Source organism: Acidithrix sp. C25 (assembly GCF_904848545.2).
In genome coordinates this window covers 622,814-645,459 of sequence record NZ_CAJHCI020000001.1, presented here as the reverse complement: position 1 = coordinate 645,459, position 22,646 = coordinate 622,814, and the positions used below count along the sequence as shown (strand labels likewise).

Annotated in this window: 20 protein-coding genes, 1 tRNA gene and 1 pseudogene; 8 read left to right on the top strand and 14 right to left on the bottom strand. The window is 46.7% G+C overall.

Translation table 11 applies throughout. The features are described 5' to 3' along the window. Positions 1 to 49: 49 nt before the first annotated feature. A complete protein-coding gene (locus tag ACIDITHRIX25_RS89375; protein WP_249685690.1) occupies positions 50 to 925 on the bottom strand; it encodes an NAD(+)/NADH kinase in 876 nt (291 codons plus the stop codon). A gap of 589 nt (positions 926 to 1,514) precedes the next feature. On the opposite strand from ACIDITHRIX25_RS89375, the gene ACIDITHRIX25_RS89370 reads away from it, so the two are divergent. Both ACIDITHRIX25_RS89370 and ACIDITHRIX25_RS89365 read left to right on the top strand, forming a co-directional pair. After that, positions 1,515 to 1,817: a rhodanese-like domain-containing protein gene (locus ACIDITHRIX25_RS89370; RefSeq protein WP_052605866.1), complete on the top strand. Its 303-nt coding sequence runs from the start codon at positions 1,515 to 1,517 to the stop codon at positions 1,815 to 1,817. 1,314 nt (positions 1,818 to 3,131) lie between these two features. Then, the gene (locus ACIDITHRIX25_RS89365) at positions 3,132 to 4,793 is read left to right on the top strand and encodes an FAD-dependent oxidoreductase (protein ID WP_201732490.1); all 1,662 of its coding nucleotides are present in this window, start codon (positions 3,132 to 3,134) and stop codon (positions 4,791 to 4,793) included. 418 nt (positions 4,794 to 5,211) lie between these two features. On the opposite strand, the gene ACIDITHRIX25_RS89360 is transcribed toward ACIDITHRIX25_RS89365, so the two are convergent. The 3 genes from ACIDITHRIX25_RS89360 to ACIDITHRIX25_RS89350 form a co-directional block, all read right to left on the bottom strand. Then, positions 5,212 to 6,051: a TlyA family RNA methyltransferase gene (locus ACIDITHRIX25_RS89360; protein ID WP_201732489.1), complete on the bottom strand. Its 840-nt coding sequence runs from the start codon at positions 6,049 to 6,051 to the stop codon at positions 5,212 to 5,214. Between the two features lie 119 nt (positions 6,052 to 6,170). After that, complete coding sequence (locus tag ACIDITHRIX25_RS89355; RefSeq protein WP_201732488.1) at positions 6,171 to 6,737, bottom strand: hypothetical protein; 567 nt, start codon at positions 6,735 to 6,737, stop codon at positions 6,171 to 6,173. A 119-nt stretch (positions 6,738 to 6,856) separates the two neighbouring features. Then, on the bottom strand, positions 6,857 to 7,633 hold the full coding sequence (locus ACIDITHRIX25_RS89350) for an enoyl-CoA hydratase-related protein (protein ID WP_349632146.1): 777 nt from the start codon (positions 7,631 to 7,633) through the stop codon (positions 6,857 to 6,859). A gap of 605 nt (positions 7,634 to 8,238) precedes the next feature. Here ACIDITHRIX25_RS89350 and ACIDITHRIX25_RS89345 point away from each other — a divergent pair. Beyond that, positions 8,239 to 9,315, top strand: coding sequence for an HD domain-containing protein (locus tag ACIDITHRIX25_RS89345; RefSeq protein ID WP_201732948.1), 1,077 nt, complete (start codon positions 8,239 to 8,241; stop codon positions 9,313 to 9,315). Positions 9,316 to 9,658: 343 nt separating this feature from the next. On the opposite strand, the gene ACIDITHRIX25_RS89340 is transcribed toward ACIDITHRIX25_RS89345, so the two are convergent. The 3 genes from ACIDITHRIX25_RS89340 to ACIDITHRIX25_RS89330 form a co-directional block, all read right to left on the bottom strand. Further along, a complete protein-coding gene (locus ACIDITHRIX25_RS89340; RefSeq protein ID WP_201732486.1) occupies positions 9,659 to 9,988 on the bottom strand; it encodes a thioredoxin domain-containing protein in 330 nt (109 codons plus the stop codon). Positions 9,989 to 10,087: 99 nt separating this feature from the next. Then, complete coding sequence (locus ACIDITHRIX25_RS89335) at positions 10,088 to 11,089, bottom strand: MDR family oxidoreductase (RefSeq protein ID WP_052605871.1); 1,002 nt, start codon at positions 11,087 to 11,089, stop codon at positions 10,088 to 10,090. Between the two features lie 329 nt (positions 11,090 to 11,418). Further along, positions 11,419 to 11,682 carry a hypothetical protein gene (locus ACIDITHRIX25_RS89330; RefSeq protein WP_052605872.1) on the bottom strand — a complete coding sequence of 88 codons (264 nt, stop codon included), beginning with the start codon at positions 11,680 to 11,682 and terminating at the stop codon, positions 11,419 to 11,421. Positions 11,683 to 11,783: 101 nt separating this feature from the next. Between ACIDITHRIX25_RS89330 and ACIDITHRIX25_RS89325 the strand changes: the two genes are divergently transcribed. Beyond that, complete coding sequence (locus tag ACIDITHRIX25_RS89325; protein ID WP_201732178.1) at positions 11,784 to 12,809, top strand: IS630 family transposase; 1,026 nt, start codon at positions 11,784 to 11,786, stop codon at positions 12,807 to 12,809. A 229-nt stretch (positions 12,810 to 13,038) separates the two neighbouring features. Then, the gene (locus ACIDITHRIX25_RS89320; protein ID WP_502756209.1) at positions 13,039 to 13,317 is read left to right on the top strand and encodes an ArsB/NhaD family transporter; all 279 of its coding nucleotides are present in this window, start codon (positions 13,039 to 13,041) and stop codon (positions 13,315 to 13,317) included. 446 nt (positions 13,318 to 13,763) lie between these two features. On the opposite strand, the gene ACIDITHRIX25_RS89315 is transcribed toward ACIDITHRIX25_RS89320, so the two are convergent. Beyond that, positions 13,764 to 13,901, bottom strand: coding sequence for a hypothetical protein (locus ACIDITHRIX25_RS89315; protein WP_201732484.1), 138 nt, complete (start codon positions 13,899 to 13,901; stop codon positions 13,764 to 13,766). A gap of 159 nt (positions 13,902 to 14,060) precedes the next feature. On the opposite strand from ACIDITHRIX25_RS89315, the gene ACIDITHRIX25_RS89310 reads away from it, so the two are divergent. Further along, a complete protein-coding gene (locus ACIDITHRIX25_RS89310) occupies positions 14,061 to 14,831 on the top strand; it encodes an SDR family NAD(P)-dependent oxidoreductase (RefSeq protein WP_201732483.1) in 771 nt (256 codons plus the stop codon). Positions 14,832 to 15,253: 422 nt separating this feature from the next. On the opposite strand, the pseudogene ACIDITHRIX25_RS89305 reads toward ACIDITHRIX25_RS89310, so the two are convergent. From ACIDITHRIX25_RS89305 to ACIDITHRIX25_RS89295, 3 genes and pseudogenes are all read right to left on the bottom strand, one after another. After that, positions 15,254 to 15,373 (bottom strand): annotated as a pseudogene (locus ACIDITHRIX25_RS89305) (hypothetical protein); the annotation flags it as partial. A 5-nt stretch (positions 15,374 to 15,378) separates the two neighbouring features. Beyond that, complete coding sequence (locus ACIDITHRIX25_RS89300) at positions 15,379 to 15,879, bottom strand: transposase (protein ID WP_283770394.1); 501 nt, start codon at positions 15,877 to 15,879, stop codon at positions 15,379 to 15,381. A gap of 127 nt (positions 15,880 to 16,006) precedes the next feature. Next, a complete protein-coding gene (locus ACIDITHRIX25_RS89295; RefSeq protein WP_052607167.1) occupies positions 16,007 to 16,255 on the bottom strand; it encodes a helix-turn-helix domain-containing protein in 249 nt (82 codons plus the stop codon). A 652-nt stretch (positions 16,256 to 16,907) separates the two neighbouring features. Between ACIDITHRIX25_RS89295 and thiC the strand changes: the two genes are divergently transcribed. Next, positions 16,908 to 18,566, top strand: a complete 1,659-nt coding sequence (thiC, locus tag ACIDITHRIX25_RS89290) for a phosphomethylpyrimidine synthase ThiC (RefSeq protein WP_201732480.1) — start codon at positions 16,908 to 16,910, stop codon at positions 18,564 to 18,566. A 609-nt stretch (positions 18,567 to 19,175) separates the two neighbouring features. Further along, a complete protein-coding gene (locus ACIDITHRIX25_RS89285) occupies positions 19,176 to 19,748 on the top strand; it encodes a GrpB family protein (RefSeq protein WP_201732479.1) in 573 nt (190 codons plus the stop codon). Between the two features lie 413 nt (positions 19,749 to 20,161). On the opposite strand, the gene ACIDITHRIX25_RS89280 is transcribed toward ACIDITHRIX25_RS89285, so the two are convergent. From ACIDITHRIX25_RS89280 to dut, 3 genes are all read right to left on the bottom strand, one after another. Then, positions 20,162 to 20,236: transfer RNA gene (locus ACIDITHRIX25_RS89280), tRNA-Gly, on the bottom strand. Between the two features lie 137 nt (positions 20,237 to 20,373). Further along, the gene (locus ACIDITHRIX25_RS89275) at positions 20,374 to 21,774 is read right to left on the bottom strand and encodes a wax ester/triacylglycerol synthase family O-acyltransferase (RefSeq protein ID WP_201732478.1); all 1,401 of its coding nucleotides are present in this window, start codon (positions 21,772 to 21,774) and stop codon (positions 20,374 to 20,376) included. Positions 21,775 to 22,143: 369 nt separating this feature from the next. Continuing rightward, positions 22,144 to 22,581 carry a dUTP diphosphatase gene (dut, locus tag ACIDITHRIX25_RS89270; RefSeq protein ID WP_201732477.1) on the bottom strand — a complete coding sequence of 146 codons (438 nt, stop codon included), beginning with the start codon at positions 22,579 to 22,581 and terminating at the stop codon, positions 22,144 to 22,146. Positions 22,582 to 22,646 lie beyond the last annotated feature (65 nt).

Genomic DNA, 22,646 nt, shown 5'->3' with positions numbered 1-22,646 from the left:
CAATTGCTCATTGAATACCTGCTTGATCAATACCCTTCCAAAATTACTTCTAATCTAAAATCGATCCCATCGACTTTTCAGTCAGTCCAAACTTTGATTTTAGGATCACACGAAAGTCACGCTTGCCCAGTTTGATGACCAGTGCATTCAAGAGAGAAGAACGAACCTTTACAGATTCGTTCGGAGCTAGTACATGCCTATTGATACCATCGACCATTATTGTCGCATGGGGCCCTTGCAAAACTCGAATTTCGACGGCTTCGTTGGAGTCTAAAACCAAAGCCCGATCAAATAACATATGAGGAGATATTGGTGTCATGATCATCGCTCGAAGGGTAGGCGAAACTACAGGTCCTCTAGCTGAAAATGAGTAAGCAGTCGAGCCCGTCGGAGTAGCTATTATCAGGCCATCGGCTTCGTAATCTAGAAAATGAGTATCGGCTATCGATACATTGAGTTTTACAACATTTCCCGAATGCGACTTTTCAACCACCAATTCGTTCAAGGCCACGAAACGCTCGACCTCGTGAACTGATTCCGAAGTCCCTCTGGGTTGTCTTGAAATTTCAATATCAAGGGTCATTCGTTCTTCGAGTTCGTACTCACCGGCGAAAAAGTTCTCTAGCGCCTTGCCAAGCTCTGGAGGCTCGATCTCGGTCAGATAACCAAGATGACCGAAGTTCACTCCCAAGACTGGTACCTGATAGACCAAGCAAAGATCAATTGCGCGAAGCATCGTTCCGTCTCCACCTAGCGACAAAACGAGTGAGAGACCCTGACACTGAGAGGCCTTAGTCACCCTCAAAACTTCATATCCGGCATTCTCGCACCAAGCCTCGACAAATTCGCTGGCCTCAATGGCACCCTTGCGTTCGGGGTGTACGACCATTCCAATACGCTTTTGAGGAACGTTTCTAACATTCATATTTGTCAAGATCAAACCTTACTTGTTATCAACGGAAATCAACGAGACGATCCGCTTAAACTAACTTCGCTCGCTTATGTATATTTAAATGCGATGATCCTAGTTAAACATAGGGTCCAGCCCCAAAAGAAGATGGCACTTACTCCTATTACACTAATTACCGTTACGAACTAGGGCGCATAACTAAGTTGAATATTGACAAAGCGCTTTTGCTCTTTGGCTAGACGCCAAGATATTCGCCTTGGTTGATTCAACCGATTCACAAAACGCATCTTCCAAAGTGCTCTAGCGCCACGACCTCACCACATGGCCATGCCAATAGAACACGAGACTACGGGCGATTCTGCAATAGCAACCTTGAGATACAAGCTGGAATTATCCTCCGATTGAGATTGACCGACTCAATACTCTTCAAAGTTACCGGTTTGATATGCCTGCTCTAAGCCGGAAGGTTAATTTTGCCAACTAAAAACCGAAAACGAGACGGTCACTTTGTCTGTGGGAATCGAGCAATTAGATCGCCTGCAGGAAATATTTTCAAAGGATATAGTATACCCCCTAGGGTATAATTTGAATTGAAGGAGCGCAAGTGCAACTAGCCCATATCTCCCATCTTCGACAGGGACTTTCCCAGGGTGACCTATTGATCGATGTACGCGAACCCTATGAGTTCGACTCCGGACACGTACGGGGAGCAATAAACATTCCATTGAGTCAACTAGCAAACAAGTTACCGACCATACCTTTATCAAAGCGCATTTTTGTGATCTGTGCAAGCGGAAGCCGGTCAATGGAGGCAGCCAAATTCCTTTCATTGCGCGGATACGAAGCATTATCGGTAGCAAATGGTACTTCAGGATGGGCTGCGGCCGGAATGCCGCTGACGGCCTAGTCGGTACTTTGGCTCACCTTTCTAGAGGTTGACCAAATTGACTCCGCGTCAACTGGGGGACTAGATCGTCCTAGTCCCCCAGTTATTCCGAACTTAATCTCAAGGCAATTTCCTCAGACCGTTAGCAATAACCTATACCTGCAAACTTGCAAACCAAGGTTGCCAATTCAAGCATTATTTCCTTTAGGACTCTATCAACGCGAACTCGCACATAACTACTATCCAGTGAGCAAATTCGACTCAGATTACAAAGAACTTGTTTGCCTCTGGCGGCTAGGTTTTAACTAACATTCGAAAGTAGAGAGACCTATGGGTCACCCCTGGGTCATCTTCAAATCGAAACCGCACAAATCCTCAAATTTGCTAACTTTAACTCAACTTAGCACCAGCACAAAATCACAAAAACGATCTTCCTAATAGTCTTTGGGCCATTTTAAAATGACACGATACTAAATCTCAACGTGAGCTATCGAAACATTTATCTACAAGCAACGCGATCCCCCAAACCACCGATTTTTTTTAACTGCCTATATCATGTAGTCACAGTCACCAATGGATACCTAAGGTTTAAGATTCATCTGGATCCGGACAACGTGCCAGCGCAAACAAACGAAAGCGTCAAAAAGTGTCGACTTCAAGACACCGCCGTTGTGGCCATAACAGCCTTGCTGTTGCTTAAGGTGCCTTGATCTAGTGCCTCATGACAGAAAAGAATCGTTTCAATCTTTGTCGCCATAGCATCTCTCCGCCTCTCCGTCGAATGCCAACTCTAGAGCGATTTATACCTCGGAGCATTGCCAGCAAAACAACCTCACCGCACCGCCATCGCTGGGTAAACAGTGACCTTTTGAGATCGCGGCGAATCCAAAGAGGAAAGAGCCAATGAGTTTCTAAAGGAATACCAGTGGTGTAATGGCATCTCCCTGAGATAAAACAAGGCTAATGGCCTATCTTATATACCCCTTGGGGTATAGTGATTATAAAAGAAAATAGGTAGTGCAACAATTGAAAACCAAAAAACCAACTTGCAAAGGGAGAAGGCAGAACCAGACGACCTAGATCAAGTCGCATGCATAGCAATGCACCAAATTTAAGAGTCATTATCTCTGCTTTGAGCTGTCTCTTCGAAAGTGATACTCAAGGTTTAGCCATGTTGCTCTTTCGTTACTAAAACGGAAGCCACGAATGTGACTTTTATCTATCGTCAATCAATCCGGATCCAACTCATCAAAAATTATCGACCAAATCTAACTAAACAGATAAGGAGTCGTTGCTAAAGTGCTCCAAACAGACAAGCTTTAGCAACAAAGAAAAATGAACAATACCGAAGCTCAAAAGACGACGGCTAGCCCAAAATCCTACGTAATTGTTGGGGGCGTAGCTGGAGGCATGTCTTGTGCCACTCGCCTAAGAAGACTGGATCCAAATGCGAGGATAACAGTCATCGAGCGCTCTAATTACGTATCATACGCAAACTGCGGTCTACCTTATTACGTAGGGGGTGTAATTCAAGACGAAGCGGATCTGCTGCTGCAGACCCCAGCATCCCTCAAGGCAAGATTTGACATAGACGTTTTGGTAGGGCACGAAGCCACAAATATCGACCGAGACGCACATAAAATCGAGGTACAAGGCACCGAAAAAGGCATTGGCACCTCTTTGGACTACGACTACCTAGTTCTAAGTCCAGGCGCAAAGGCCATAGCGCTGCCAATCCCTGGGATCGAGAGCGCCTTCCAGTTGCGCACTGTTGAAGATGTACAAGCTATAACCAAACGCCTGGGAGGCAAGACCAAAAGTGCACTAATCATTGGAGGTGGCTTCATTGGCTTAGAGGTGGCGGAAAATCTTTCCAATCGAGGGTTACAGGTAACTATTATCGAAGCTTCCAGCCAACTCCTTCCACCCTTAGATCCCGAGATGGCCGCACTTTTGACCGAGAAGATTCAAGGCCATGGAGTTCGCATTGCCACTTCAACGACGATCGAGAAAATCGAAGACAACGTAGCAACATTGTCAGACGGCTCAACCATCGCAAGTGACCTCTTTATCGCGGCAGCTGGCGTACGCCCCGACATTGCCATCGCACAAAGCTGTGGTCTTGAGATCGGAACCCGAGGTGGAATAGTTGTTGACGACGACCTTCGAACCAATGATCCCGCAATCTTCGCCGTCGGAGACGCCGTGGAAAAACGAGAGTTCTTTGACTCTGGTGCCAACCTCGTTCCCTTGGCAAATGTCGCAAATCGTCAAGGTCGACGGGCTGCAGATGCCATTATGGGAAGGCTAGGTGCAGACCCCTATACTCAGGGAACCGCAATCGTCACGATCTTCGGGCTCAACATTGCCCTCACTGGGGTAAACGAAAAGCGACTATCGCACTCTGACATTGAGATTGAGAGTATCCACAGCCACCCCAACTCTCATGCAACCTACTTTCCTGGCGCTGAGGAGATGCACATTAAGGTAATCGCATCCCGCTCGGATGGCCGAATCCTTGGTGCTCAAATTATTGGTGGCGCCGGTGTCGACAAACGGATCGACGTTATAGCAACTGCCATCAAAACCAAGATGAAGGTCTGGGAATTGGCCGACCTTGAACTAGCCTATGCTCCACAATTTGGATCCGCGAAGGACCCAATAAACATGATTGGATACATCGCGGAGAACCGACTCGAGGGAAACTTTAGAGCAACTCAATGGCATGAGATCGAAGAGGCAATCGAAACTGGCGTGGAACTGATAGACGTCCGAGAGGAAGCTGAATTTGCCCAAGGTACAATCCCCGGGGCTAAAAACATTCCATTGAATTCGCTAAGAGAGCGATATCGCGAGATTGCCACACCAAATCCGATCGTCTTTTGTCGAGTAGGTCAACGCGGACATAGCGCCCAAGCACTTTTGGTCAGATACGGAATCAACGCCAAAAACCTAGACGGAGGAATCATAACTTGGCAGGCCACCAAGGGAATCTAATCGAACCAGGCTCATTCATAGAAAAATAAGCATTATCCGCATTCGAGTCGATCGTGTCTTTAGAAAACCAAGGGAGATCCCTTCAATTCAAGACACATTAAATCCACTCGAATGCCGGGTGGCTCTTTGAGATGAGTTCGACCAAAAGGCAAGTTCTCAGTAAGCCAGAGGGAACATTTTGCCTCTATGAATCACACTGGCGCCAGCGACGCCATACTCCGGTAGCCATCTGGCACCTGACATCCAACTACCAGATGTAAAGATTAATTGTAACGCCTAATAAAGATCAAACTAGACCAAGGCGCTAAGGGTATATCAATTTAATGTTGACTTTTAGCCGACCATATCTGGTATTGATTCGATGAAATCTGTAATCAATTAGTCGTTAAAAAATCACGTTGGAGGTCAAAGCCAAAGACTACTCCTCACTGGGTACCTCTTCACTTTCACCCATTGTCTCTGCGATCAGAGAATCAACACATGAATTGGCCAGCATGGCCAATTGAGACTTCCCTAATTCATCATCACCGAAACTACCGTAGATGAAAAACTCTCGATTTCCTTGAGCACCGGAGATATGCGAAGCCACGACTGCTAAGATTCGAGCTTGTCGCTCCTCTAGCCCTTGGCCAACTTTAATTATGGCGGCCTTCCAAAGTTGAGGGTCTCTTATGACGCCTTTCCCTCTTGAAACAGACCTGCGATCTAACTCAAATTGAGGCTTTACCAAGAGCAGAAATCTTCCGTAATTCTCTAGAAAGACTGATTTTACCACGTCAGCGATCGTTAGCAGAGATATAAAACTCAGATCACCAACGACCATGTCAAAGTGGGGAAGATCGAAGTCGTCCCTGTTGACATTTCTAACGTTGACACCCTCCAAAAGGACCACTTTGGGATGTCTGGATACAATTTGATCCATTTGACCAACGCCAACATCGACAGCCACAACCGCGATTGCCCCACGCTCGATTGCCACCTGGGTAAATCCACCTGTCGAAGAACCGAGATCACTTAGAGTTAACCCATTCAGATCAATCGAAAGATCATCGAGTGCGCCCAGAAGTTTGTAGGCCCCTCGACCCACATATTTAGACTTGGGCCCTAAAATATGCACCGAGTCACTCGGCCGTATCTGCCGTGTAGCTTTTAGGGCTATCGATCCATTGACTCGGACGCGATTGGCTACTATCAATTCCATAGCTTGGTCTCGACTTCTAGCCAAACCTTCCACTACCATTGCTTTGTCAAGTCGCATTGATGCGCTACGTTTAGTCATCTAGGAACATGATAGGAGTGCATAAGGGTGGCGCGTGCCGTTGGTTCATCGCTGGCCCAACGGCACTTAACTAAAAGCCACAATCGTATACGAAAGCGCTACTGATCTAGATTCGATAGGTCTCCGCTTGACTCGCCTTCCGGTACGGCTTCAGTCGGGACGGCTTTAGATGCCCGACTTCTTCTCGGTGTCTTACTTGTTACTTTCGTGGCCTCGTCTGGGGTGATTGGAAGATCTTCAACCACAACAACATCACTAGCAGAATCAACGTGTGACTCCCTTTTTGTAAGAAGTTTGGCCACCGCTTCGCTAAGTGCTACAACATCACCACGCAACTCCTCACGAAGTGCAGAAAGCGACACTACGTCATCTTTTATCTGATTCATTGCCTCAGTTACTTCAACTAAATCTTCTTTAGTAGGAAGTTTCAGAGTATTAACCTGCTTTTCCACTTCGTGACGGATGGTGTCAGCGAAGAACTCAGTACTTCGTTTAGAGCGCTGAATCACATCTTCAATAAGCTCTAAGGCTTGATTCCGCTGAACCTCAGAGAGATGCATTAGATCACGCGCGATCTCTTCAACCCTATCGGTTGACATTCGAGAGACGGTCTTTCCTGCATCGAGTAACTTCTTATAACGGTCTTTTGGAGATTTTGATGCCATAGCGAAATCATAGCCACTTGTAATCCAAGGTTCAACTCCAAGATCACGATGACCAAAATCTTAACGTTCACACCAAAAAGACTAAACCCCTATTCAACGCTAAGAATCCGAACAAAAAGCTAGCAATTCGCCCAATTCGGCTTGCGCTTTTCGAGAAATGAAGCCATACCTTCTTTGGCATCGGCGCTTTGGGACATCGATGCCATCGTCTCCACCGCCAACGCATACGCATCTTTAAGACTCATTTCCATGGTCTTATGCAACGTAGCTTTTCCAACACCCTTGGAAAACGCAGATCCTCTGGTCGCGCGTCGCATCAATTCCACGGCAGCCTCGTCCAAACTCTCAGGTTCTACGACTTTATTTACCAAGCCCCACTCTGCTGCTGTTTTAGCATCTATGACATCCCCGCACAAAGACATCTCCATAGCGCGCTTTTGGCCAATCGATCTTGAAATTGCAACCATGGGAGTGTGACAAAACCAACCTCCACGACCGCCAGGAGCAGCAAAGCCGGCCTGGGTTGACGCAACAACCAAGTCACAACTGGCGACAAGTTGGGCTCCCGCCGCTGTAGCCAATGCATGGACTTTGGCCATCGTCACTTGAGGGATCTCACCGAGGCTTAACATAACCTTGGTGCAGGTCCACAATAGATGGCGCATCTCTGGAAGATTCGCATCTACCATATCGGAAAAGTCATGACCAGCGGAAAACACCGGGCCCGCACCGCTTATGATGACTCCGAGGGCATCGCTCTCACCAATAATATCTAGGGCCGTTTGAAGTTCCTTGAGGTGATCTAGGGAGAGAGCATTTCTCCTCTGCGGTCGATTCATGGTCAGGTAAAACAGATCGTCACCCCGCTCAAGCACGATATTGCGAAATTTACCCAGGATTTCCATTTTATCACCATTCTATTAAAAGTTACGTGATCCATTATTCCACGATTTTCTTCGGTGGAGGCGATATTAGCCCACCAGTCATCACCCTTTGTAAACCCCATTTAGATCATTAGGAAAGATGCCAGACAGCCACAAATTACCCCTCTTTGGTCTTATGAAGTCACTCCGAACCTCAATTGTCCAGAGAAAATTGACCAGCCAGTCCGAAATGATCTAAGGGGTTCAACTTTTTTACCAAAGCAACTCGAACACCATGACGTTCAGTCACTTCACATGAATCACCATTTGAATGTACCCAAGTAGTGCTATTAGCCCTAGCCAAGTCGTCTACCTGCATGTGCAAAGATGCAAAGACGATACGAAAGCGATAACTATCATATTAATTTAGGCCATCGGCGAAGCTCGATAAACCTTTGTGACCATGTCACAGTTGTATGAGAAAATCAAATATAAACGACGAATTCGATTCGAAAAATGCATAAGCACCAAGAAACATCACTTAGGTCGGCACTACTCGATACTCTATCTTCAACAGCCAGGGGGAGAAATTGCCTAAAGCGACAAATAGCGAGAGATCTCAAGTTTGGGAAAAGACCATGCAAGGCTGGAATGAAAACCCAGAGATCGTACATGCCCACGCTCACTCCAAGATAAAGATTCAGGTAGGCCATGAAGTTCGTAGCCAAGAATTTGAATGGACGCCAAACCCCGATGCAACAAGGGGATATTCGGGAGGAAACCGCCGTATCGTCGAACCCCAAGATCAATATCGAAGTTGTTTTGAAAAAGATCGCGACCGTATTCTACATTCGAGCTCCTTTCGGCGACTCGCTGGCAAGACTCAGGTATTTGTCTTTCCTGCTGACCACCAAAGAACAAGGCTGACCCATGCCCTCGAGGTTGCCCAGGTTTCCAGAGCAATCTCAAAGCGGTTGGGACTGAATGTCGACCTCTCAGAGGCTATTGCTCTGGGCCACGATTGTGGCCATGGTCCTGGGGGCCACGCTAGTGAAGATGCTCTCTCTTTGTTCCTACCCGACGGCTATGATCACGCAGTCTTTGGAGCAGACTCAACTCTAACGCATTTGAACCTTTGCGAGGAGACTCTAGATGGAATTAGAAATCATTCCTGGTCAAGGCCAGAGCCCGCCACACCCGAAGGACTAGTTGTCTCATGGGCTGACAGAATCGCCTATTGCGCTCATGATTTAGAAGATGCTATTAATGCTCATATCCTCGGACAGTGCGATGTCCCTCATAAAATTACTCGCGTGGTCGGAACAACTCGTTCTGAGCAACTTAACTACTTTATAAATTCCATCGTGTTCACTGCAGTCAAGACTGGATATATAGCCATGGATGAGGAAGGTGCAACTGCCCTAGGAGCAATGAGACAATTCAACTATGAGTCCATCTATCTGCGTCCCGAATCAATTCGCCAATCAGAACAGGTAATCGAGGTTTTGCGCGCCCTGGTCACAAAGCTCATCTCCGATAGGCAACTCTTTAGCAATCTGATCAAAGATAGAGGGGTAATCAGCTTCGATAGTCCTGACTACGATCACAAGGTGGTTGGTTACGTCGCAGGGATGACTGACCGATATGCATTTTCAATGGCGTCATCATTGACAGAGATTACAGCGGAACAGGTTCCGCGAGGTATCGACTTTTAACGTTGATGATTCAAATCTCGCGATCTACGCCTTGACTATTTTTACCCTGCATTGAGCTGCCAACCACATTTGATGTAGAGCATTGTCAACGTCTAATCTACATATATCAAGGCGGCTTTTAGCTGCAATTAGTGATCCCGTCGGTAAACATCAATTTCTTTACTAAAAGGAACTTTTAAGATCATCTTTCTTGTCCGTTTGATTAGGGTAACAATAGGTTGGCTAAACCCTACATTACTTTCTCGCTTGTGGCACTTCCCACCATAGTAGATCGATGAGAGCTAGTATTTTCGTCGCACAACTCAAATCTAAAGGTAGCCAATTAGGCGGGAAGCTGTCAAATCTATAGACGCAGTTGGGCTGCAAGAGATCTAATTGGCAGACTTCTCAACGAGACTGCCGCTACCTGTCCCTCCCTCATCCGAATAACCATTGGCACCGAATCAACAGAAAATCTTTTGCGTGCCCAATCGTTGTGATCAACATCAACAATCAAGATCACAATCTCATCGGGAGAGGTTCTTACAAGTTCTTCCAAAGTAGAAAGAACGACCTTAGACGAACTGCTCCACTGTGTAACAAGCCCAATCAAAAGCGTCTGCTTTAGGTAACCCTCAATCATCTCATTGAGGGTTACCTCATCATTGATTTGAATAGGGTCGTACAAAACCAATTATTAATCTCCAGCGCTAACTTACGAACCGCTCACACAACCCAAGTTGGATCCAGATCGATCCTAAAGACCAACCTGGACCGTCGACGATATATTTACTTAGTGCCCTTGCTCTTTTACGTCGACAACTACACGACCTCGAATTTTACCGCTAAGAATATCACTAGCAAGGCCAGATAGGTCGTCTAATGTCTGAATCGTTGTAAGTGACTCCAGCTGAGATCTTGGAATCAACTCCCCAAGTCGTCTCCAAGCAATCTCGCGCCTTGAATTTGCACAAGCGGTCGAATCTATACCGAGAATGTTCACTCCTCTGAGCAAAAATGGCATTACCGTTGATGAAAAGCCAGCACCTCCGGCTAAACCAACTGATGCTATCGATGATCCACTGACCATTTGACCAAGGATGCGCCCTATGGTCGATCCACCAACGTTATCAATTGCCCCGGCCCAACGCTCTGTCTCTAGAGGTCGCTTGGTCTCTTCGGCCAGTTCCTGTCTGGGGACTATCTCATCTGCCCCGAGGCCCTTTAGGTATTCGGTCTCACTCATGCGTCCGGTTGAGGCCGCTACTTTATATCCGAGTTGATGAAGAGCGATGATTGCTATCGAGCCCACGCCTCCTGCTGCACCTGTAACCAAGACTGGCTTATCACTTGAATCTGGAGAAAGGCCGAGACTCTCTAATGCCATGATTGCCAACATAGCCGAAAGGCCTGCCGTACCAAGGGCCATTGAATGGAAAGGAGAGAGGTTTGAAGGCAAAGGAATTGCAAAGTCTGGATTTATCTTGGCAAGGGTCGAGTATCCTCCCCAGTAGCTCTCTCCAATTCGCCACCCGGTTGCAATGACTTCATCACCAATATTAAACCGTGGGTCGCTGCTGGCTTTGACGCGTCCTACCAGATCAACGCCGGGAACATGGGGATAATTTCGAACGAGCCTACCAATACCATTGATCACCATGCCGTCTTTGTAATTAAGTGTGGAATACAAGACCTCGATCTCTAGTCCCTCATGTGGGAGCGCGTCTTCAGAGATCTCACGGACAGAACCCGTTACCTTAGAGTCAACTTCGTCAATTAAAAATGCTCTTATCATTCCTACACTTTATTCCAACAATGTCGAAAGCGGGGCGCAAGTAAAGCCAACAAATCATTGCCAAAGCGCGCGGATCTAGGCTGGTTATGGCCGATCATCATAATCGAGAGCATTGAGATTGCAAATCAAAGACACGGTCTCTGATCACTACAAAATAACTGCCACACCAAATCAAAGAAAGACAACTGGCCTTTCATTCGAAGGACCACAGCCAACAGCACCATTATCGCGCTCAAAAGAGGTCATCTAGAGTAGAGATCAATTGGGCGCATCCACGAGGAGGGTCCACAGACTCATCCCAAGTACCTCTTCATATAGCAAGGATATGGCTAGGCATCGAGACTGGTGATGTCTATGAAGACGCGATCGGCCATGAGAGCAAAGGCAAAGAACTCCCCGGAAGTCCGAGATGCTTTGTGGGGGAAGCACTTTTGGTCACCCTCATAGTCGGTAGTGTCTTGTGGTGGGGCCCCATTAGAGACGGTAAAGAAGTACGGTGAGAAAGCACATAGAAAACCAGAAACTCCCAAGAGGTAAATCAGGGAGACCAAGAAAGAATTGAGGTCGCTTGACCCCTCCCTTACGGAAAGCAATTACGCTCCCGTTGGTTCAAAATGCACTATTCGCATAACACTCTGAAATGCTCCAATGAGCCCTTTTAATTTCTTGTGGGGTGTGTTAATCTTCTCATGACATGCTTACACCCGAGGAACTCGCCACTATTGAAGCATTCATGGCGAAGACTGAAAACATCGACGAATATAAGCGGGCGCTGGCAGTTCTCACCCTTGAAGATGGGAGTCCCCTCAACAGGACAGGCCTCTCTGTCAAGCATGTACAGCGAATTCGACGGTCATTCCGCAGCGTTGGCACTGAGGCATTCAAGGACAAGCGCCATAACAACGCTCCGGTACTTCTCTCAAAGTCTCAAAGAGATGAAGTGGCAATCATGCTCACGACTACAACTCCCAATGACCACGGCTATAGCAGTTCCCCGTTTTGGTCAACACGGATCCTGGCTACAGTACTCAAGCGCAGATACGGTGTTCTCTATGCCTCTAGGACTAGCTATTACGTTCTGTTTCGGGAAAGTAAGTTCAGCTTCCATCTGCCGGGCAAACAGTACGAGAAGGCTGATCCACAAGCGGTAGCTGAATGGAAAGACGAGCAGCAAGAACGTCTGAAAGAGGCATTCTCTGATCCAGATACGGTGATTCTCTGTGAAGACGAGATGGTTCTCACTCAGGCGACAACTACTCAGAAAGTGTGGATACCGAAAGGAACCACACCAGCTGTAATTGAGACCAATGGAACCAGAATGAACCGGAGCATCTATGGGTTTTTGAACCTCAAGACAGGCAAGGAGCATGCATTTGCAACAGAGCGCCAGACTATGCATGAAACAGCGGCCATACTGCTGGCGATCCGCAAGATCTACCCAAGAGAGAAGATTCTGCTTATATGGGATGGGGCAGGATGGCACAGAGGGAGCGTCGCTCAAGAGGCAATTAGGGAGCATCACATCGAAGCAGTCCATTTCCCTCCGTATTCTCCGCAACTCAATCCCCAGGAACACGTTTGGAAGCAAGGGCGCTCTGCTGTAACCCACAATCGCTTCATTCCCAAGATTGAACCAGTCACAAAGGAATTAGTCGACTATCTCAACACGACGACATTCCCATACTCTTTGCTTGATTTCAAGGAGCAAGTCAGAGTGTGAGCTCTATAGATCAAACCTCAACAACGTTTCTATTATTATCGGGCTTACTTTAGATTGGCGTTGTCGCCGCGGCCGATGGTCCATTTGAGGCAATCGGCGGCTTCACAGTCAAAATAAGAGGAAGCGGATTCGTACTTCTCATAGCAATGATGGCCCTGGTGGTTGTCGTAACCGTTATTCTCAACCCTGATAACTCTGTGGTCTTTCTAACCCCTACCTTGATTCATTCATCAAGGACACAAAAGAGCCAAAGGAAGCTTTTGCTTGTGGATCGATCTTCATAGCCAATTCAGCCTCATTGCAGCTGCCAGGTTTCAATCTGACCAATGTCCTGGTGCTTTCTACAGATCACATCAGCGGAGCTAGTTTTGCCGCGCGTATCCTTTTGCCATGGGTGATCGCAATAGTGGCCACCATGATAGTCATCATGATCTGGCGCAGATTGGATCTAAGCCATGCACCCCAAAGTAATTTGGACCACTACCATTTCGGTTGGGACCGGGAATAGCTGGGGTTTCCTTAGCAACCATTGCAGTGCTAACCAAAGCCAGCCCAGTACCATTACTCGCTTTTATTGGATTAGATGCAGCTGCCATTGATCTGTCTTTGGGCGGTTCCCTTTCTAAAAATGCTACTTTAGATGAATCCCATTGCGATCTTCGGCCTCTTTATATTTTCGACATTGCTTGGGGCAATTGGTAGGCATTAGACGCTTCCATCAGATCTGATTTGCCATCTTGGACCATTTCTGACTGCGTGGGTAGCGCCAATCACCACTTTGGCTGCCAACAAATTGTCAGCAGCCACTCTGCTTTCATCGCATCTACCAAAGCATCTCATCAACCTTCTAATTGGATTGGATCTTGGGCCCAATCTCGGAGTATCAGAACCACTATCGGCGATACTGAGACTTAGAATCGCTAAATCAAATAAAGCAACACCATCGATTGCCGCCTATTCGAAGATTGAATGAACCACTGCCATGGTTTCAATCACTCCGGCAGTTCTCGCATTGTTGGCAATTAGCACCAATAAGCGCTGACCCCCATCGCCAATGTACTTCAGAGGAGATTGATGGGCGATTAGTCCCATGATGATTTACCTCTCACTCATGTACCTCTCACTGAACCAGGAAACGTGCTAGGTTAGCGATCTGTGCGCGCTAGCTCGGAGACACTGAGGATCAATCTTTGATCAGCCTCGGTTTCAAAATGCCATGGCTCAAAATAATCAGAATACTTGGGTAGGGAAATGTTTTCACTAAAAGGTGACGTAGCGATCATAACCGGTGCTGGCAGCGAAGGTGGGATCGGCTTTGCCTGTGCCAGCCAACTGGGTCATAGGGGCGCAAAAGTCGTAATCACATCGACTACCACACGGATCTTCATGCGAGTTAAAGAGCTTCAAGACCAAGGAATCCAAGCCCATGGCATCGTTGCAGACCTAACCTTAGAACAAAACGCCAAGCAGATAGTTCAAGCAGCCCTTGAGCTCTTTGGGGGCCTCTCGATCTTGGTAAACAATGCCGGCATGGGGACTATTACGGCGCCTGAAACTTTTATACCTCTTTTCGAACTTCCATTGGCGAAGTGGAAGGAATCAATTGATCGCAATCTTACAACTGCCTTTTTGATGACCAAACATGTATTGCCAACGATGGTTGATCGCCAATATGGACGAATCGTCAACATCGCTTCAACGACCGGGCCAATCGGTGCAGTGGTAAACGAAGGACCATATGCGAGTGCTAAAGCAGCGATGGTGGCACTCACAAAGGCTACAGCAGTCGAACACGCCAAGGCTTTGATTACCGCGAATGCAATTGCTCCGGGATGGATAGCAACACCAGCTCAGACCGAGACAGAGAGTCACCACGGTCTAGCATCTCCGATGGGACGCTCAGGACTACCGAAGGAGGTTGCCAGCGCCGTAACTTTTCTGGCTAGCCATGAAGCTAGCTACATCAACGGACACCTCTTGGTGGTAGATGGCGGAAACCACCTTATCGAAGGGCTCGGATAAGGAGGCCGAAATAGTCATGGCATCGCATTCGATAAAACTCAATTACAAAGAAATACACACAAACCTAAAATTTATAATTGCAGTAGATTACGCGTCAGATTGCAATTAAACATAACGCGTCTATTAAGATCTAAAGTATCTTCACCTTTAGCCCCACTCCTATGCTATTTGGACTTATCTTGGATCAAATCCATCTGTTAACGCACTTGATTAGGTGAAATAATGGCGCCATTTTCTATAGTTCTAACTGTCAATAGAGGCGCTCAATAGCCACTTACTATAAGACAAACCAGGATTCATAGGTTGAGCTATCGATTCATTAGAGCGAAATCGGTTTAAACCCATAGACGACTAAGAGCATGTCTTAGTCGTCTATGCATCATTTCTATAACCTTTTATGGCTCTCCTAACATAGATGTGGATCAAGCAACCCTTTCGTAGGGGAGCTTTAGATCAATCGGACCGCATGAAAGCATCACCAAGCCAAGTGTTGATTTTGCAGAGTGAAGACCATAGCATCTAGCAATGATGGATCTAATTTTATTATTTAGACCCTCAAGCCTTCCATTAGAGACACCCTTTTCAAGCTAGGGGGCTCAATAGCAGCCATAATTCCAGCTTTATGGATTCGAATTGTCTTTGACAATCTGACAAAGCTAGGTATCTGTGATCGTGAAGCACGAGCACACCAGGAATCCAAGAACTCAGCTACTTCGTCATTGGATAATCCACTACCGAATATCCCTCTTAGGGATTCTTTCATCTCTAAGGGCTTTAGGAGTATTGCAGCGGTTGACTTTATTTGACGTAGAGTCTCATTTTGGCGTTGAGTCAAATCACCAGGATTCTTTAGTAATGCCCATCTTGCACTCACAAACTTACGGGCGTAATCTGGAGTAGGAAGTTTTCTCAGTTGGCGCCATAGGTCGCATCTTACCTCCTCCAGGGCCTCAGTGCCCAATTTAACGACATGAAAAGGATCGAGTGCGATTTGAGTATCTGGTGCATGATAAGCGAAAGCTTTAGCAAAAGCTGGTCCCATGTCCATTGTTGCTACTTGTGTGAGAGCTTGGAACGTTGCGAACCAAGCTCACATAAGAACCCATCTAGACTCTTAGCGCTTTTTCCTTCTGCTCCATAGACGATCTTTCCAGTTTCATGATCTGTTACGGGCTCTAAATAACTTGGGTTATGTACTTATGGTGTTTACGATAGGCAATCTCATCTACCTCTATTATTGAGAGCTTCTCTAGTCGCTTTGGATCGATCTCTTTGGCTACTACTCTCTCACAGATCGTACCAACTGTTTTCTGAGCAATCCGGGTGAGCTTCGTAACTGTTGTTTTATCCATCTTTGCGGTTGAGCCGGCAACTAGATGTTCAAAGTCTCTCGTGAAGCGAGATTTACGATACCGGTCACCCAAATGGCACTGACTCAGTGATTACTTCATGATTGGGGCATTTCGGTCTCCGTAGGGCACAAGAGATCCAAGTACGACGTATTCCCATGTCAAGATGTCTCCAGCGAGAGTTGATAAGTTCTGATGTCGTAGCGGTATTTTGTTTTGAATTTACGGCTTATTCAACAACACTTTGGACATGCGAGCTTGGATCGTGCAAGTTTGACATCTACAACAATTTCATCTTTTGAGATAAAAATATCGTTGACAATGACACCTTTAACGTCAAGCAACTGCTTGACTAGAGAGTTAGCGTGCACGGTTAGATCTCCTAAATCTGTGTGTTAGTAACTTCAAATTTAGAGGTCACAAACCGTGCACGTTTCATTCATTGCTTTTAACGACCCAAAAGTTCTTATCGTACAGGCGTTACTTATCGGTTATGGGGTCTTGGTGACCCACATGAGGGTTAGGAGAGCCCCTTTTATCTACATTTTATCGATCCAAATCTCCAGCTAAAAAAGGCAAATACTAAATCTAGGCGTGGAAGTTCGCCACGGGCGACTAGCGTTTGATTCGAAAACACGGGAGCCATATTGCTGAGAGGGATCCGCTAATTGCGGTTAACCGACCGTCTGACCTGATCCGGATAACGCCGGCGGAGGGAGTACCTTACATGAGTGAACAACCATCTAAAGTCTACGTTAATGGTTCCTTATTTGACATAAAAGTACCATTTCGACGAGTGGTGCTCGACGAACTCGATGAAAACTCAAATAACGTAAAGCTAGATCTTTATGATACAACTGGCGAAGATTCCCCTGGGAATAGTGGAATTACGCCGCTGCGACAGAGGTGGATTTCCAACCGAGATGACACCCATGCTATAGATTCAGATAAAACCGATACTGGGGGTTCAGTGCCACCTAGGGTTGCCAACAAAGGCAAACGCCCTACCCAGTATGGCTATGCAAAGTCAGGAATAATCACCCCAGAAATGGAATTTGTCGCAATCCGAGAAGGGGTCGACGTTGGCATTATCCTAGAAGAACTGTCCAAGGGTCGCGCCATTATTCCACTAAACATCAACCACCCTGAAGCCGAGCCAATGATCATCGGTTCACGCTTTTTGGTAAAGGTAAATGCCAATATAGGCAACTCCTCAGTCTCTGCCAACATTGGCGACGAGGTAACCAAGCTCCATACCGCGATCCAATGGGGTGCCGATACGGTCATGGATCTTTCCACCGGAGCAGATATTGCTCTAACCCGAGATGCAATTCTTAGAAACTCCCCAGTCCCGATTGGCACAGTGCCAATCTACGAAACGCTCGCACGGGTTGGTGGAAACCCCGTAAATCTCAGTTTCGAAGCATTCAAAGAGACGATGATTGCACAAGCAATGGGCGGGGTCGACTATATGACAATTCATGCGGGTCTTCGCCTGAGCCACATTCCTCTGACGATTCCACGGGTTACCGGAATTGTCAGTCGTGGAGGTTCGATAATGGCAACTTGGGCACTTGCTCACCATGAAGAAAACTTCCTTTATTCGAATTTTGCTGAGATATGTGAAATTGCTTCAACCTTTGATGTCACCATCTCCCTTGGTGATGGACTGCGGCCGGGATCTATCGCAGACGCTAACGACCAAGCTCAATTTGCCGAATTGGCTACCCTTGGTGAATTAGTAAAGATCTGTCGAGCCCACGACGTTCAGGTAATGGTAGAAGGCCCTGGTCATGTACCAATAAATCGTATCGCTGAGAATGTGCAAAAAGAGGTCGAACTCTGTGACGAAGCGCCCTTTTACACGTTGGGACCACTAACTACAGATATCGCACCCGGATACGATCACATCACATCGGCGATTGGTGCTGCACTAATTGCAAGCCATGGAACCGCAATGTTATGTTATGTTACGCCCAAAGAGCACTTGGGACTCCCAAATGCAGACGACGTAAAAGAAGGTATGATTGCCTACAAGATCGCGGCACACGCTGGTGACTTATCTAAAGGCCACCTGGGGGCAGCACAAAGAGACCTAGCACTATCTCGAGCTCGATTTGACTTTAGGTGGGAGGACCAATTCAACCTTTCACTTGACCCACAAAAAGCTCGAGCCTTTCACGATGAAGAACTCCCCGCTCCCGCAGCCAAAAAAGCCCACTTTTGCTCAATGTGCGGACCCAAGTTCTGCTCAATGGCCCTTTCTCAACGACTCAAAACCTCCGATGGTGAACTTTTGAAACACTCCATGGCAGACAAATCGGCGCAATTCGTCGACGGAGGTGCCGAAATCTACCTATCCATGCCAAGCAAGGTTCGCCCTTGAACCTCCTAGCCACTCGATGATCCGCTAAAACAACAGTTGCTAATTCCAGATCATCGGCCATTTGGCATTCATGGGCAAAAGTCTCCGATGCCATAGCTCGCTTTTGAGCTATGGCACTCAAGAGCCCAACATGAAATCGTTGGCCATATCTATCTGAAACCCAAAAAGGCCCGTTTTTGGAAGCCTTGATCCGACCTCTAAACATTAGAGACTATTGAGACCTTGGCGGTGCTTGTGATCGAAAAGACGCCGAGAAAACCCTTTCAGGCCCGTGGTACCTATGATAACGATTGCATTGCAAACTCAATCCCAAATAGAATCCTCTTTCCTGCTACACCTTTGACGCTTCTCAGGGTAGCAACCGCCAATATAGGGTCATGGATATAACACTTACTTGGAATGTTCCGTCCCAAAGCGAATCTGTAGGCCAATATATAGGACTTTTGCGTTTCTAGCGGGTCCGTTTCTATGGGGGAGGGCCGACATTTCGATGCACTCAGAGTCTTGATCATTTTGCTACAAATCGTCCATAGAAGTTCACGAGATTTCGGGGAGCTCTAATCAGCTAGATAAACTATTCATGAATAATCACAACGATAGGCTGATCAAGTGTACTTAGTCAAACCGTTAGTAGTCAATTACCGCCCCTCATGGCCGGTCGAAGCCGAAGGATTGATTGCTGACCTTCTGAGTGAGCTTGGTAATCTTGCAGATCGAATTGATCATATTGGAAGCACTGCTATCGAGGCAATGGCGTCAAAGAATGTTCTAGACATCCAGTTGAGTGTTTACGATCTCGATGCCTTAAAACGTTTCCGAAGCGGTCTTTTTGAGTCACTCGGATTTGAGTTGTCACAGATTAAATTAGACCATATTCCCGCGGGCCGACTTGATAATTCCAATTTGTGGTCAAAGCGCCTTTGGTTGCGTCGCATAGACGGTGCAATTGATGTAAATCTACACGTAAGGCTTGCTGGATCGCCGAACGAGCGGTTAGCGCTTCTATTTCGTGATTGGTTTAGAGCACACCCTGAAGCGGTAGTAGCCTATGGTCAATTCAAGCTCGCCCTTAGTCAACTCTGTGACGACACCGCCACTTATTCAGATACCAAGGATCCGATAGTCGACGTTATAGCGGTCGCCGCCGAAGAATGGGCTGCTGCAATTGGGTGGAACCCCTGATTTAAAGAGCGTTCTCTCTCCTCAATTAATCTCTTTCGGGGGATATTTTCGTTGAAAGCTATCACCCACTTATTCAGAAGAGTTCATGTGAGTTTCATCCATCTTGATTTTGCCAATATTGGTTCCTTGACGATGGGTGTCTCCTGTATTCTTTTTATAAGAAGTTCGCAAAAACGACAGCATTTCGCAAAAACGATGTTTGACTAATGGCGGCCTCGTCATTGAAGTAAATGGTGCAGGCGCCACTCACTCAAACGTAATGGTTCGTTCAGTTTTTAGCGGTGTCCAGGTATATCTCTAACCCGTAACCTAACGAGTAAAGTAACGCACTTCATTTTGAAAAAAAGACGAAGACGGCGCTCTTAGCGTATGTCTTTGATTATGAACAAACTTTAGGGGATTACTATTCAATTTGGAGCGGACGACGGGATTCGAACCCGCGACCCTCACCTTGGCAAGGTGATGCTCTACCACTGAGCCACGTCCGCAACTGCTCTAACCAGTATAACCGCACGATCGTCAAGGTCATTCACTTAAAGAAAATCCGATTACAAAGTTGTAACTTATGGATCCAAGCCAAAAGCCTTGGCAACAATTCAACAAAACTGATCTTGCATTAATGCTTTCAAGCCGCTGAAAATATCGATTCAAGCAGCTCCACTGCATCGGAGATGGCATCCCCAAACTTCACTACATCGCCAGCCAATTTAGAGTCGCCTACCAGCCCTAGAACCATTTGCCCACTGTAGCTTACAGCGGTAACACTCAAACCAGTTGAATCCGCTAGAGGACCAAAGGGAATAACTTCCTCCAGTTTTGTTCCTGCGAAAAAGAGTGGTTGATCTGGACCCTTAACACTGGAGATAAGAATATTAAAAGCGGGGCCTATGTAATCAAATGCCTTTAGCTGATGTGCCACCCGAGAAAGTGCCCAGGTGAAAAGCGGTGGCACATAGTGCGTCAATCGAACTAGTTCAGCAAGATCGGCTTTGCGATGAAATCTTTTCGCAGCCGAGGTAGCTCTGGCTATCTCGATAACTCGATCCTTTGGATCTGTGATCGAATTTCCTAAAGATACAAAGAGAGCACTGATCTGATTTGAACCACCTTGATCATCCCGGCGATGATTGGCCATAGGCATCATTGAGACGAGATCAACTCCACCTTGCCAATCCTTACCTTTGAGGTAGTCATCTAGTGCGAAGGAAACTATTGACATCAATAGATCATTCACTGTGACATGTGCGGCTTTGGCTAAAAGTTTGAGCCTCGTTAGAGGAAACGTGATTGAATGAGCCACTCTTTCACTTGTAAGCGCTCCGTTAATAGGAGTCTTCGGTGCGGCAAATAGGGGTTTTAGAAGCCTAGAGTTGTCGGAATCTGAGGTAAAACTTAACCACTGAGAAAGGGCCGAAATCGTTTTACGGGCGTCCTCAGGGACCGATTGAAACTTATCGATTAACGAGTTCGCAAAGATACCGACCAGATTCGCCATTCCTACCTCCTCTGCTTCGACCGCGACTGCCTTGGGTCCCCAAAATTCCCTCGGATTAGCCTCAAAGTCAAAGAGGTTGGCTAATACCTCTATACCCATAATTCCGTCGATCATAGTGTGATGAAGTTTGGCAACCAAGGCAAAGCGCGACTTATCTAAGTGCGGGAGGACCATAATCTCCCACAGTGGCCTAGCCTTATCGAGTGGAATGGAGATAAACTCACCCGCAAGTTCAACCAGACGGTCCCTATCGATTGAATCTAGAACCCCAGCCTTGACGTGGTTGTCAATATTGAAGTTGGCATCATTCGTCCAATATGGCTCTCCGAGTCCAAAGGGAATCTCAGCGATCTTTTGACTAAAGTGGTCCATCGCGTGAATGCGATCGAGAATCTGTGCCTTAGTCGCAGCGAGGCGTTCCTCAATAGGAATCGAGGTACCGTCGAAGATCAACACAACGCCAATGTGCAAATGCATTCCGGGTGAATCCAGATAATAGAATCCCGTATCGAGTCCACTTAGCTTTTGCACACTACCCCACTACCTAAAACGCAATCTTCATGAGATCAGCCCATGAAAACCCCTAATAATTCCCGATAAAAATAGATTCTATTATCCCAAGCTACCTATTTCAAAAGAAACGGACCATAGACCAAGGAGGAGAGATTGATTTATCGTTCCATAACCCATTAGATTTGAACTCCTTATGATTTACCCATTGATCATCTTGTGATATTTTGATAAGTTCCAGCGCCCATCAGCCCATATGATCCCTTGATCGGAAGCCAATGTAAGGTGCCAAGAGGGGTTTATCAATTTCAAAAGCTAAAATCCCGCATGAATCCAAGAGAGATGTTCTCACCAAAGCTCTCGGCGGCTACCAATAGAACTGGCTCAAATTCAACCTAACCCGGAGGATCCAAAACCGCCTCGATCTCTGTCTGTACCTTCAAGTTCTTCAACTTCCTCAAAGATAAATTGTGAAACTTCAACGATAACCAGTTGAGCAATTCTCATTCCTTCTTCTATGGCGAAGGAGTTCTTGGGGTCTAAGTTAATTAGCGCAACCATAAGTTCCCCGCGATAACCCGAATCAATAAGTCCCGGAGAATTAGAGAGTGTTACGCCAAATTTGCTCGCCAAACCCGAACGAGGCAAAATCAAGCCCCCAAAACCCATTGGGATCTCTAGGACTATGCCGGTTCTGATAGTTGCCCTTTGAAGCGGTTCAAGAAGATAACTCTGAATCGAATAGAGATCGCTACCACCATCGCCGTCGTGGGCGTATCTTGGCACCTTGCCTCTAGGGTCAACCCGACGATACCTTATTACTGACATAGGCAACCACATGAGAATTCAGTGACTATCACGAAGAAAGGGCCTTTGCTTGGACTTCCAACTTA